Origin of the sequence: Corynebacterium sp. 239_CJEI, from assembly GCF_001055995.1 — a bacterium.
Lineage (GTDB): Bacteria > Actinomycetota > Actinomycetes > Mycobacteriales > Mycobacteriaceae > Corynebacterium > Corynebacterium jeikeium_D.
In genome coordinates this window covers 23699-36877 of the sequence record NZ_JVOW01000019.1, presented here as the reverse complement: position 1 = coordinate 36877, position 13179 = coordinate 23699, and the positions used below count along the sequence as shown (strand labels likewise).

The window sequence follows — 13179 nt, the reverse complement described above, 5'->3', positions numbered from 1 at the left end:
GGTTGTTGCCTGGTTTTTGTCGGTGGTGTTAGCGGTGGGGTCACGCCCGGTCCCATTCCGAACCCGGAAGCTAAGTCCACCAGCGCCGATGGTACTGCACTCGGGAGGGTGTGGGAGAGTAGGTCGCCGCCGGCATAATAATCTTGTTTGTGGGTCGTGGTTGCCTTGCCCCTTGTGTGGGGTTGGGTGCTGCGGCCCACTTTTGTTTTACCCACAGGTAAACAGAATTAACTCGCGTTTTAGTGCGACATTTTTTGTTCGTTTGCTTATTCCTATGCGGCGCGCTACGTCGGCGCCGTTTTAATTGCTCGACTCAGTCGGCTGTATCTTGGAATTCATGCGAGTGGGAATCGTGACTGGAGCATCTCGGGGCATAGGCGCCGTCTTTGCCGATAGACTTGGGCAGCTACGTCCAGACCTAGATGAAATTTGGTGTGTTTCTCGTAGCTACAACGATGATTCTTCCGGTGAAGACGCTGAGTTCTCGCAGAGGCAAGGTCCTCGTCTTCGATATCTTTGTCTAGATCAGTCCGATGATGATTTTGGCGATAAACTCCGGAATCATGTTGACCGCCATCACGCGACGATAGTTTATTTAATCCTCAATGCCGCGTATGCGAATTATGGCGATGTTAAAACCCAGGATTTTTCGCAGGCTGATCAAATGATACAGACGAATATTCGCGGTACGGTCGCAGCGGTTTACTCGCTAAACGATTTATTCGAAAAGAACGGCCACATCATTTTCGTTTCATCGATCTCAGCTGTAGCACCAACTCCAGGGCTGGCGGTGTACACAGCATCGAAAGCGTTTATTCGGCACTGGGGTATCTGCCTTGGAGAGGAATTGAAACCTAATGGTGTAACTGTAACTATTTGCTACCCGGGAAAGGTTAAGACCAAGGCGCTACGGGACGTCGTGAAGCAGGCGAAGTCGGTGAAGTTGCGTCTCATGCCGGAGCAGAATCTCAATTATCTAGTGGAGCGCACGTTACGTGGAGCGGAGAGGGGTCGGGCGGAGGTAGCGCCCGGCCTATATGGCCTGGTGATGGCCCTATCCAAAACTGTGCCGAAACGTGTGGTGGCTCGATTCGCGCGGTTAGTTTGAGGCCGTCTAGATTCGCGGAATCAAACTTTCGTTTAACCCCCTGGGTTTGGTCCGTTTAGAAGCCAGCGTTATCTGAGTAGGCTACGAAGTATGCGTAAGTTATTCACAGCTGCTTCGGTGTATCTCGGTCTTGGTCTGTTTTCTGGCGTTTTCTATCGTGAATTTACCCGTGCGATGGATTTCGGGGATAAAACGCAGCTCAATACGCTGCACACGCATTTCCTTGTTCTTGGCACAATCTTTTTCTTGGTTGCGCTGGCATTGGATGGTCAATTCAATATTTCAGCTGTCAAGGGCTTTGATCGCTGGTTCATCGTTCAGAATGTCGGCATTGTTTGGACGATTGGCATGATGGTGGCTAACGGTATCGTGCACGTTGTTTCAGGCCCGGAGGCCTGGGGTGCGATGTACTCGGGAATTGCAGGACTCGGCCACATTATCCTGACGGTCGGCTTTGTGTGGTTCTTTATGCTTCTCAATAAGGCGCTGAAGAATCGTGAACGCGAGGTTCGCAAGGCCAACGCGGCCGTGTGAATTTCCAGTGGAAATGCGTGAGCTGGATTGCTGATTCGGCGTAGGCGATAAGGCGAAATAGAAACCCCGTGCAGAAACAATATCTGCACGGGGCGCTTTCATATAGCGGCGGCTATTCGTCTGCGATAGCGGCCAGGGGCGGTGTCTTCGCGGCTTTCTGACCAGGGCCGAGAGCAGCAATAATGCCCACAAGCGCAGACCCAAGCAGCATGAGAACGATCTGCAGCCACGGTACCGCGATAGTATTCAGGCCCTCATCCTTCAGCACGGTCAGAAGTGACCAGCCGAGGAACAAGCCGAGGACAATACCTACAACCGCGCCGAAAATGGAGATTTCCACAGATTCCAGGCGAATCATCCGGCGAATCCCCGAGCGTTGCAGGCCGACGGCCCGAAGCATGCCAATCTCCTGGCGGCGCTCGACAACTGAGAGTGCGACAGTATTGATAATTCCCAGAATCGAAATGATGACCGCCAGGGCCAGCAGAGCGTAGACGATTCCCAGCATGACATCGATAGAGGCATTAGCCAGACCCGCAAACTCCTTAGCAGTCATCACCTGTACTACGAGGTAGTCCGCAACTGCGTCGCTAAGCTTTTGCTTCATTTCATCCATGGAGCCGCTGTCTGCCGCGATGGAATCAGAAATATCGACGTAGGTCTGGAAAGGCAACAGGTGGCTGCTTTTGACATATTTATGGGCGGCTTCGTCGGAGACCATAATCGACTGGCCGGGATCACTTGTGTCAGCAAAAATGCCGGTGACGGGGAGCCGTGTTATGCCGCCTTTGGAAACAACTGCGAGTTCAGTGCCAACGTTCCAACTATTCTTTTTCGCTGTTGATTCGCTGATGACAATTCCCGCATCCGGCTTGGCCAGATCCAGGGAGCCCTGGATGGCGCGAGTGCCGTACCATTTGCCGACGTTGGAGTTGAAAACCGACGCATTACTAGATTCCGGTCCGACTTCAGTTTGTTCGCCGTCGGAAGCTATCATCGTGGCGGCTTCCTCAGGTGGGATTACCAGTAGCGCGCCAATCGACAAGGTTGCGGTGTCGTCGACACCATCGATATCCTTCACCGCATCCTCGACCCCAAGTGGCAGGGCCGAATGCGCGGTCAGAGGTGGCGAGAGCACGAAGTCAGCCGTCAGATTGGTCTCTGACCACTCATTGACCGCCTCCTTCATGGACACACCGAACATGCCAATCACAGTCACCAGCGCAAGCCCGAGCGTCAGTGCAAACGATGTGGTTCCCGTTCTGCGCGGATTGCGGTGGGAGTTCGTCGCCGCAAGCTTGCCGACGGTTCCAAAAGGCGCACCTACGACGCGCCCCAGTCCTCCGATCAGAGGCATGGACAGCGCGGGGCCGACAAGCCAGACGGAGGCTACGGCCATCACTGCTCCGACACCAACGAAGATGGCACGAATCTTGGTTTCTGCGTCGTTCCACTGCAATGCCCAGGCAATGATTGCGATCGCGGCGGACGCCAGCACAGTACCGGTCCACGTCCTAGCACTGAGGCTATTGCTGGTTGTTTGATCCCCAGAGCGCATGGCTTCTACAGGAGGGACCGCGCCAGCGCGGGCGGCCGGCGTCCAGGCGGCGATCATGGTGATGGCCACGCCGACAAGGAGAGGAACGATGACTGCCACCGGTTCGAATGTCAGGCCATCGCCGGGCATGGAGATACTCATGGCATCGAGAAGCATGAATAGCCCCTGGCTCAGCCCAAATCCCGTGATGACACCTAGTGCGGAACCGATGAGGCCAACAATGAATGCCTCCAAGAGGACGGACGCAGTGAGCTGTCGTCGTGAAGCACCGAGGGCGCGGAGGAGAGCGAACTCCTTCATGCGCTGAGTGACCAGCATGGTGAAAGTATTGGAGATGATGAAGATGCCCACAAGCAGCCCGATGAGCCCGAAAGCGATGAGGAAGTAGTTGACAAAGCTTAAGGCAGAGGAGACACGTTCGGAGGCCTCCTCGGCGAGCTTAGAGCCTGCCTCTACCTTGAGCTCGGGGAATGCTTCTGCGACATCACGGGTAAGCGTGGCAGCGTCAGTGGTGGAATCGGCGGCGAGGGTGAACATGTCCATATGGCTGTCCGCGCCGTAGAGCTTGCGCCACTGATTCTGGGTGAAAAAGACCGCGAGGTAGCCGGTTTCGTCGATGGAGGTATCAGCGATGCCGACAACCTTCACCGTCGCCCGATCGAGGCGGGTGGCCACTTTGATTTCAGTGCCGACGTGGAGGTTGCCGAGTTCGGCGGTGGTGGAGTTGACGACCACCTCACCTGGTGTTTCCGGCGCGTGCCCCTCGGTAACCGTGACCTTGTTGCCCACCGCTTCGGCCGCTGGATAGTAGGGAAGACCCATCGATGGCGAACCATTGGTTTGAATCGGCTTGCCGTCGGCTCCTGTGGCCGTAATGCTGTTGTTGGGATCGCCAATGTTGAGGGCTCGGACCCCGGGGAAGCTTTCGATTTCCTGCGCGGTTTCTTCGGTGAGAGCACCGGGATTGTCAGCTGGGGCCGTCACCACCACGTCGACACCGTCATAAGCGGTACTCATTGCGCCCTTAAAGGCCTTGTCCAGCGATGATGTGAACACAAATGCGCCGGTGATGAAGGCTGTGCCCAGCACGACCGAAATAATTGTGAGCACGAGGCGCAACTTGTGCGAGGTGATATTACGCCAGGCGACGCGGCTTAGCGTGGAAGACGATGATGCCATGGGGAGAGATGACCTGCCTTCCTAAAGATTCTCAATATCTGCCATGCGCGCCAAAATATCGGCGGGCGTGGGGTTGCGAAGCTCGTCAACCACGCGGCCATCCGCGAGGAACACAACACGGTCTGCGTAGGACGCGGCGGTGGCATCATGCGTCACAATGACAACGGTCTGGCCGATGTCATCAACCGCATCGCGGAGAATCGTCAACACCTCACGGGATGAGTTCGAGTCCAAGTTGCCCGTCGGCTCATCTCCAAAGATGATCTCCGGCCGGCTGACAATGGCACGCGCACAGGCGACACGCTGCTGCTGGCCACCGGACAGTTCCGAGGGGCGGTGCGTAAGCCGTTCTTTAAGCCCGAGGCGCGTGGTGATTTCCTCGAACCACTGCTTATCCACCTTACGACCAGCGATATTGATAGGCAGGGTGATGTTCTCCGCCGCTGTCAACGTCGGCACCAAGTTGAAGGACTGGAACACAAAGCCCAGGCGGTCACGCCGCAGCGCCGTAATCTCCTTGTCCGACAGCTTCGACAGTTCCGTCGTGCCGATGTACGCGCTTCCCGACGTCGCGGAGTCCAAGCCGGCCATGCAGTGCATCAATGTCGACTTACCCGACCCGGACGGCCCCATGATCGCGGTGAACTCACCAGCGGCAAAAGAGATATCGACATGGTCCAGTGCAGTAACAGCGGCATTGCCGACACCGTACTTCTTGGTGAGCCCCTCAGCGTAGGCCGCCGCTGGTGGGGCGGAATGCTTCAAAGAAGACTCAGCGGATGATTTGGTGGGGCGTTTTGCATGCTTGGCAGACATGGGGGAGGGGCTCTCTTCTAATTAGATTTGATCAACGGCGAATTAATATCCGGCAGCGAAAGCGGATTGAAAACGCTGCGACGGGAATGGAACGTTCGTTGTTCCCCAGTCACGGGGTCAGCGAAACTCATTTCAACACAGACCAGGTGCAGGGGCTCCGAGGTATTCTCGGCCTCCAGCGGCAGAATCTCCGGGTAGTACTGGTCACCCAGGATGGGAAAGCCCAGTTCACTCAAGTGCAGCCGCAGCTGATGAGTGCGTCCGGTGATGGGCTTCAATTGCCACAGCGCAACGCGACCACTGTCGGCAGCGAGGCCGTCGGCGTCCGAAGGCACGTCGACAAGCGAAATGCGCTCGATGATGGTGTGGGCGTTTGGCTCGCCCTCGAGAGTATAAGCCTGCATCTGGCCAGCAATTTTGTGCTGTCGTGTGCGCAATTCCAGTGGGGTCTCGGGCAGGGCTTCGCTGGCCGCGCCAGCGATGGGTGTAGGCGACGTCAGTGCGTGGTAGCGCTTAGTGACTTCCCCCGATGCGAAAAGCCCCTGGTAGGCGCCGCGAACCTCGCGCCGGGCGGTAAAGATGAGCAACCCCGACGTCAGCCTGTCGAGGCGATGCGCGGGAACCAACTCCGGATTACCCAGCTCCCGCCGCAGGCGAACCACAGCAGTTTCCGTAATGTGTCGGCCGCGCGGCATCGTTGCCAAAAACGACGGCTTGTCGACGACCACAAGGTTGTCATCTTGAAAGACAATCGGCATCGGCCCCGCGATTGTGCGCTCCGGTGCCGGGGTGCGGTAAAACCACATTTCCGCGCCGGGCTTCACCATGTCATCTGGACTGTAGGGCACTGAGTTGGCGCGAACGACGAGCCCATCTGCAAAACGCTTGGCCACAGCCGCTTCATCATCGTCTGGGTGGCGGTAGGTTTGACCTGCGATAGCGCCTGCGAGCAGATCCCACGCACGGGTGGGGGCATCGCCACGACGCCCGGGAGCGGCGATGCGGGAGGGGTTGAGCCCATCGCGAATGGGCAGTGGCATGCGACGCATACGGCTGACTTTAACAGGTGCCCCGGATTCACCCGGCGGGCAAGCGGAGCTGCTGGCGCAGGGCTGTGTTGGTACCGCCCCTAATGGCGTAGGTGGACAACATTCTGCCCTGTCGGTCGCAACATAATGGGGGTAGGGTGGAGGTGAAAGTAATAAAAGGGTTGGCTCGGAAGAGTTGACTAAATAGCAAAGCTTGTCCATTAAAATGGCGTCCAAGCAGGTGCGATAGGTGTAGCTGCGTTGCGGTCGGGCCGCGGAGAGCCAATTTTTATGGATCGCATAATAAGGAGGCAATCAATGCCAAGGCAGAACATCATTGTGTGCGCGGTCGATGGCTCGGAGGCATCCAAGACCGCCGTCAAGTGGGCCGCTAACACCGCAGTGAAGCGCGGTGAGCCGCTCCGTCTGGTCAGCAGCTACTCCATGCCGCAGTTCCTCTACGCAGAGGGCATGGTTCCGCCGCAGGAGCTTTACGACGATCTTGAGGCCGAGACCCTGGAGAAGATTAACGAGGCCAAGAAGATTGCCCTCGACTTCGCACCGTCAGTAGATGTCAGCCACCAGATTGAAGAGGGCAGCCCGATTGACATGCTGCTCGACCTGTCTGAGCAGGCAACCATGGTGGTTATGGGCTCTCGCGGTCTGGGTGGGCTCTCTGGCATGGTCATGGGTTCGGTTTCCGCCGCTGTTGTTTCCCACGCATCGTGCCCGGTTGTTGTTGTCCGCGAGGACAACCTGGTCACCGATGAGACCAAGTACGGTCCTGTCGTTGTCGGTGTCGATGGCTCCGATATTTCCGAAAAGGCAACGGAGTACGCATTCCGTGAGGCCGATGCCCGTGGTGCCGAGCTGATTGCAGTTCATACCTGGATGGATATGCAGGTACAGGCTTCCCTGGCTGGCCTTTCTGCAGCTCAGAGCCAGTGGCAGGTTGTGGAAGAGGAGCAGAAGGCTCTGCTCGGCCACCGTCTGGAGAAGTACGCTAAGAAGTACCCGGAAGTGGCCATCAAGAAGGTTGTTACCCGCGACCGCCCGGTTCGTGCTCTGGCTGATGCCTCGGAAGGCTCGCAGCTGCTGGTCGTCGGCAGCCACGGCCGCGGAGGTTTCAAGGGCATGCTGCTCGGCTCCACTTCGCGTGCACTCCTGCAGGCGGCTGCTTGCCCGATGATGGTCGTCCGCCCGGAGACTGACGCCTAAAGCGCCCTTCGAGGGGGCTGAGAAAAGACGCCGGCGGCGGTCGTCGAGGCGCGGTTAGCGCCGAGAGTAGAAACCGTTACCGAATATTTATAAGTAGAACCTAGCCGGTTTCCGACAGGTGTCGGGGCCGGCTTCGGTTTATCCAAATGAGGCCTCTCGTCTGCATAAACCCTGTTTTCATGCAGAAAGTGCAGATTTTATAAGAGTTTTCCTGTGGCTATCCGACTGTTATCTCGCTAGTTTCTCAGTGGCCGAAATGGCCTGATAGTGCTTGCAGTGTATGCAAGAGTTTTCGGAAAGACTTATAGTTGAGTCAGAACGATTTCGGGAAAGGAATATCTATCATGAACGAGATTCTTCTTGCTGCCTCCTTTAGTCCCACGATGGGCTTCATCAGCTGGATTATCATCGGTGGTCTTGCCGGCTGGATCGGCTCTAAGATCATGAACACCGATGAACAGATGGGCGTCGTCCTGAATATCGTCGTTGGTATCGTCGGTGGTTTCTTGGGCGGTTGGCTGCTCACCCTGTTCGGCGTTGATGTCGCCGGTGGCGGAAAGTTCTTCAGCTTCCTCACCTGTCTGCTCGGCGCCGTGATCCTGTTGTGGATTGTCGGCCTGGTTCAAAAGCGCAAGTAAGCCAAGCAAAACAGCGCGACTATGCACGAAGCGTCGTAACGCTGCTATCTACTGGATAGTGAGCTAGAGCGCGGGGCATCTCATCAACATTGAGATGCCCTTTTTGTTGTGCGGTTGTCGTGACGTTGGCGTTCTGCGATTGTCGTGACATCTGTTGGGGGCGGCAATCATCGCACGCTAAAGTAGGACTAGAGGCTGAAAGACTGACTAGTTTGTTCTTTTACAAAATCACAGTCGCAGATACGCCTACAATGGAATATCACAGACTATGAACGCCCTGTTCAGTGCTCTGAAAGCAATGGCGCTAATGCCGGTGTTTGCGAGTAAGCAGCTGTTAGAACGGGGTGTGACTTTGGAAGGACGAGAGGTACTGCCGTGGCAGAAGCGACAACGGGCAAGGGCGCAAAAGGCGGCCGCGCTTCCTCTCGCCGTCGTAACCGCCCCAGTCCGCGGGAGCGCCTCCTGGCATCAGCGACAACTCTGTTTACAACAGAGGGTATCCGCGTTGTCGGCATTGACCGCATCCTGCGGGAAGCTGATGTGGCCAAAGCCAGCCTGTATTCGTTGTTTGGATCCAAGGACAAGCTAGTCATTGCATATCTGCAAGACCTCGACGCCAAATGGCGGGAGGCTTGGGAGCAGCGAGTGGCCTCGTTGGATACCCCGGCGGAGAAGATTCTCGCGTTCTTTGATCAGTGTATTGCGGAGCAGCCGGCAATCGACTTCCGTGGTTCACACTTCCAGAATGCGGCTAGTGAATATCCGCGGCCGGAAACGGAGTCGGAGCAGGACATCCGTCAGGCCGCAGCCGATCACCGTTCCTGGGTTTGGCAACAGCTACACACGCTGCTGACTGAAAATGAATCTAGTATGCCGTCTGCTCACGCAAATATGCTGTTGCTCTACCTCGACGGCGGCCTCGCGGGTGCCAAGATGTCCAAAGACCTGAACCCGCTGCAGATGGCGCGCGACCTGGCCCGTGACCTGGTCACGTAAATACTTAATTCCCTTTTTTAACGCGTCGTAGTTCTTGCCTTTTTACTCGCGGGCTAATCTCGGAAGCGTTTCCAGTCCGACTCCTTTGAGCCGGTGGCTTTCTTAACCATATTCTTCGTATTCTGGCCGAGTAGCATTCCCAGGTTCTTTGCAATCAGAATTGGCTTCGGCCGTTTCTGTGCTTTTTGCGCTTTCTCGGCTTGTCGTTTCATGTCGTCCCGCACTTTAGCCAGGCCGGGAAGCGGCGGAACTATACCCGAGGAAATCTTCATATCCTGCGTCAGGGATGGCAAATTGTCCTGAGCACCAGGCCGCATCTGGGTCACCATGTAGCGAACCTTCGCAATTTTCAAAGCCTGGGCATATTCTTCTTCCTGCTTTGCTTTACGGCGGTCCCGCGATTCCTTCTCAATAGCGGCATATTCGCTCTTATGCTGCTTTATCTTCCACGGAGCGAATGCGGATTTGATATAAAAGTGACGCTTGGCCTGCTTTAACTTCTTCTTTTCTTCCCGCTCCGATTCGTATTCACCCTTTTGGTGGTTTTGAAGAGTTCGGAAATCGTCCGTGAGCGGGTAGGTCTTTTCCACATAGCGGGTGAGAATGATATTTTGGGTCAGTGTCCAGAAGTTATTGGTGACCCAGTAGACAATTAGAGCCACAGGTGTTGGGCCAAAGAAACCCGCGAAGAGGATCATCAGCGGTGCGTAGATAAGCATTACGCGCATGAATTTGCTGAGGAATACACTGACGCTATTGGAATAGTCGAGAGTGCGCTGCAACCGGCGGTAGGAAACGACCAAGTTAAAACCGGTGAAAAAGGCCGCTGCCACGATGCCGATAATGCAGAAAGTTAACAGCGAATCATGATTGCCCCCGAGGATTTGCAGTTGCTCCGGGTCCATGCGCAGATATGCGGGTAGAGGCTGTCCCAAGAATGTCGCGCTCAGAAAGTCGGAGATCTCATCCTTAGAGATGAATCCGACATTATGAGACGCAGGCAGCCCAGGCCCCTCAGACGCCCGCAGCATGTGCCTCAGCATGCGAACAAGGCCCATAATCACGGGAATCTGGACGAAGAGGGGCGCCAGCATTACGGAGGTCTTAATCCCCTCTGCTTTGCGCATTTCCTTGCTGGCAAAGTTTACGTATTGTGGCGAGTTCGGCTCGATGCTCCTGCGGTAGCGCTCCTTGAGCATAAAAAGCTGCGGCCGTAGGTTGGCTGTCTTGCGCGCCGAGATAAATTGCTGGAACGCGAGAAACGCTAAAGCGCCACGCACCGTAAACACCAGCAGGAAGAGAGAAAGCGTCCAGGACAGAGAAGACGGCAGGTGAAACACTGAGGCCAGTAAAAGGTGCCACGCCTTAAGGACAAACGAGACCAGCCAAACGAATGGTTCCAAAATGACCACGGGCCGACTCCTCCATGTCAAGGATAAGAAAAGTAAGACAACCGGATGAGGCCGGTGTGCCAATTCCAGCCGCTATCCTAGCGACTCGAATTACCTGCCCCAACTTTAAAACAGGGCCCCGCTGTGGCGGGACCCTGTTTTAAAGATAGTAAAGCTGGGTGAAACCCAGTGGAAGGCAAACGGACCTGGGTGAGAACTAGTTAGCGCTCTCGTACTTTTCAATAATGTGCTTTGGCAGCGCACCACGGTCTGCAACATCCATGCCATTCTCTCGTGCCCACTGGCGAATCTTGCGATTGCGATCACGGGCCTCAGCGGCATTGGGATTAGCGGAAGAGCGCTTACGCGGAGCTACAACCGTGCTGTGATCAATGGAAGCTTTCGCAATATACGATTCTAATACCTGCTCGAACTTCTCTGCATTTTCCTGAGAGAGGTCGAGAATGTAGTTCTTACCGCGGAAAGAGAAACGAACGACTTGGTGATCTGCGGAATCAAGCGGAGTCCCATCGAGGTCGTCGATGTACTGAATTAGTTCGCGGCGTGCCATAGAATCCCTGCCTAAGCTTGGTGCTGAACTTGTAATAATGAAGAAGGCTTACAGTGAAACTTCAATACGGTGAAACTTCAAATTAATATCGAGCCCTTTTTTCTTTCCCCCACAGTATAAGTGCAAAGAAATTTAATGTCTATTGACGATAATTGAGCTCGATTGTGCAACTTATATTGAATACATGGTTTGTTAATAATTCGATTAATTGTGCACAAGAACTTGGGGTAATAAAAAGACGGCCCTGCATGTTGTGCAGGGCCGTCGTGAACAGCAACTACGCCACTGAGGGCGCAATGCGGGGTGCGCTCTCGGTAGTCGTCGTAAAGCGAAAGGACGAGAAGGCGCTTAAGCCTGGGTCATGCCCTGACCCGGCTTGCCGCGGTAGGTAGCGGCGACGAAAAGCGGCTGGTTCGGTTCTTCCTTGACCTCGACAAGGCGGTACTCAGAGGTAACGTCCTCGCGGCCGAAGTAGACGGCAGTGTAGCCGTGGCGGTCGAACTCGAGGTAGTTGACGTACGGGTTCGCAGCCTTGAGTCCAGCGGTAGCAGCCAAGGAAATCGGGTTGTCCTGAGGCAGCTTCACAATGTCATCGATATTCGGGGCGCTGACGGAAGTACAGACAATCTCAATAGCGGCAATGCCGGCACTCGGGTACTCGCCCGGGACCTTCGGTACGTTGCAGTTCCAGGAGGAGTGAATATCGCCGGTGAGGAAGACAACGTTGTCGTAGCCTTCCTTATCCATGATGTTGATCAGCTTACGACGCTCAGCAGCGTAGCCATCCCACTGATCCAAGTTGTACGGCAGGCCGTCCTGAGGCAAGCTCAGCAGCTCGGTGACAGCGCGGGTGGCCTCCGGATCCAGCGGCGGAACCAGCACCGGAGTGAACATGACGGAGTTGCCCACGACACGCCACTTTGCGCTCGAGGAACGCCACTGGCCGAGCAGGTAATTGAACTGCTCAGAGCCGAGCATGGAGCGGTTCTCATCATCGGTCTCGCCAGCGCGGATGAACTTCAGCTGCTGGTCACGGTAGGTGCGCAGGTCCAGCATGGTCAGGTCGGCGAGATCGCCGAAACGGAAGCTGCGGTAGAGCTTTCCGCCCTGGGAGAACGGGACCGCGCGAACCGGCAGCCACTCCAGGTACGCCTGGATAGCGGCGTCGCGGCGGGCAATGTAGTCGCCTTCGGTCTCCGGGTCGTGGTTCTCAGCGCCACTGTGCCAATCATCGTTGGCGACCTCGTGGTCGTCCCAGGTCACAATCCACGGCTTTGCGCGGTGAGCTTCCTGCAGGTCCGCATCGGTACGGTAGGTGGCGTAGCGCAGGCGGTAGTCAGCGAGAGAAATGATCTCGTGAGCCGGCTTGTGGTCACGAACCGGGCCCTTGCCGGAGTAGCCACCGGCCTCGTACTCGTAGATGTAGTCACCGACACACATGATGATGTCGATGCGGTCATTTTCCGCCATATCGCGGTAAGCGGAGAAGAAGCCACTTTCCCAGTTAGCGCAGGAAGTCAGCGCGATGCCCAGGTGATCTGGCGAGGAGTTCACCGGCGGCGCAGTGCGAGTCTGGCCAATCGGGGAAACCTGGCCCGCGTGATTACCAGCGGTGACGGTAAAGCGGTAGAAGTAGTAGGAATTAGCGGAGAGACCCTTGACATCGATCTTGACGGTGTTGTCAGCATCCGGGTCGGTGTTCAGGGCACCAGAGGCAACGATGTTGCCGAAGCCCTCATCAGAAGCGACTTCCCACTTCAGTGCAACAGGGCGGCCCTGGTTTGCACCTGCGGTGTCGCCAGGGTGCGATGTCACACGAGTCCAGATAAGAACGGAGTCCGGCAGTGGATCGCCAGAGGCCACACCGTGTTGGAAGACCTGAAAACCACCAGAACCGCCAGCATTAGCTGAGGACTGCGACTCAGGATTGGCCCCCGCACTAGTAGCGGTCGCTAGGCCGATGGCACCAGCAGCAGCACCGGTAGCGCCGGCACGCAGTACGGCACGACGAGTAGGGGTGAATGGCTTTTGGGCTGTTGCGTCGCTGTTCGAGACTGCGCCGTTCAGATCCGAGGCTGCAGTCTGAGATTTATCTGAAGATGGCATAGCCCTCATTACAGTAGTTCTCAGTCCGTAGCGCCA

Annotated in this window: 11 protein-coding genes and 1 rRNA gene; 6 read left to right on the top strand and 6 right to left on the bottom strand. The window is 56.1% G+C overall.

The window, feature by feature from the left end:
- Positions 1-18 precede the first annotated feature (18 nt).
- The 3 genes from rrf to ADB08_RS05705 all read left to right on the top strand — a co-directional run bounded on the left by rrf (position 19) and on the right by ADB08_RS05705 (position 1642).
- Positions 19-135 (top strand): 5S ribosomal RNA (gene rrf, locus ADB08_RS05715).
- Between the two features lie 217 nt (positions 136-352).
- Positions 353-1108, top strand: coding sequence for an SDR family NAD(P)-dependent oxidoreductase (locus ADB08_RS05710; RefSeq protein ID WP_161798516.1), 756 nt, complete (start codon positions 353-355; stop codon positions 1106-1108).
- Between the two features lie 90 nt (positions 1109-1198).
- On the top strand, positions 1199-1642 hold the full coding sequence (locus ADB08_RS05705) for a DUF2871 domain-containing protein (RefSeq protein ID WP_016421692.1): 444 nt from the start codon (positions 1199-1201) through the stop codon (positions 1640-1642).
- Positions 1643-1754: 112 nt separating this feature from the next.
- Here ADB08_RS05705 and ADB08_RS05700 read toward each other — a convergent pair whose 3' ends face one another.
- The 3 genes from ADB08_RS05700 to ADB08_RS05690 are packed head-to-tail and all read right to left on the bottom strand — an operon-like array spanning position 1755 to position 6244.
- The gene (locus ADB08_RS05700; RefSeq protein ID WP_049171715.1) at positions 1755-4379 is read right to left on the bottom strand and encodes an ABC transporter permease; all 2625 of its coding nucleotides are present in this window, start codon (positions 4377-4379) and stop codon (positions 1755-1757) included.
- Between the two features lie 21 nt (positions 4380-4400).
- Positions 4401-5195 (bottom strand): ABC transporter ATP-binding protein, encoded by a 795-nt coding sequence (locus tag ADB08_RS05695; RefSeq protein ID WP_172954627.1) that lies wholly within the window; start codon positions 5193-5195, stop codon positions 4401-4403.
- Positions 5196-5212: 17 nt separating this feature from the next.
- Complete coding sequence (locus ADB08_RS05690; RefSeq protein ID WP_049171712.1) at positions 5213-6244, bottom strand: pseudouridine synthase; 1032 nt, start codon at positions 6242-6244, stop codon at positions 5213-5215.
- A gap of 297 nt (positions 6245-6541) precedes the next feature.
- Here ADB08_RS05690 and ADB08_RS05685 point away from each other — a divergent pair, with 297 nt between their 5' ends.
- The 3 genes from ADB08_RS05685 (at position 6542) to ADB08_RS05675 (ending at position 9075) form a co-directional block, all read left to right on the top strand.
- On the top strand, positions 6542-7441 hold the full coding sequence (locus ADB08_RS05685; protein ID WP_005510554.1) for a universal stress protein: 900 nt from the start codon (positions 6542-6544) through the stop codon (positions 7439-7441).
- A 344-nt stretch (positions 7442-7785) separates the two neighbouring features.
- Complete coding sequence (locus tag ADB08_RS05680; protein WP_049171710.1) at positions 7786-8079, top strand: GlsB/YeaQ/YmgE family stress response membrane protein; 294 nt, start codon at positions 7786-7788, stop codon at positions 8077-8079.
- A 375-nt stretch (positions 8080-8454) separates the two neighbouring features.
- Positions 8455-9075, top strand: coding sequence for a TetR/AcrR family transcriptional regulator (locus ADB08_RS05675; protein WP_048731284.1), 621 nt, complete (start codon positions 8455-8457; stop codon positions 9073-9075).
- 53 nt (positions 9076-9128) lie between these two features.
- On the opposite strand, the gene yidC is transcribed toward ADB08_RS05675, so the two are convergent.
- The 3 genes from yidC to ADB08_RS05660 all read right to left on the bottom strand — a co-directional run bounded on the left by yidC (position 9129) and on the right by ADB08_RS05660 (position 13143).
- Positions 9129-10487, bottom strand: a complete 1359-nt coding sequence (yidC, locus tag ADB08_RS05670) for a membrane protein insertase YidC (RefSeq protein ID WP_049171708.1) — start codon at positions 10485-10487, stop codon at positions 9129-9131.
- A 196-nt stretch (positions 10488-10683) separates the two neighbouring features.
- On the bottom strand, positions 10684-11037 hold the full coding sequence (locus ADB08_RS05665) for a histone-like nucleoid-structuring protein Lsr2 (RefSeq protein ID WP_049171707.1): 354 nt from the start codon (positions 11035-11037) through the stop codon (positions 10684-10686).
- Between the two features lie 348 nt (positions 11038-11385).
- On the bottom strand, positions 11386-13143 hold the full coding sequence (locus ADB08_RS05660) for an alkaline phosphatase D family protein (RefSeq protein ID WP_239660027.1): 1758 nt from the start codon (positions 13141-13143) through the stop codon (positions 11386-11388).
- Between the last annotated feature and the right edge of the window lie 36 nt (positions 13144-13179).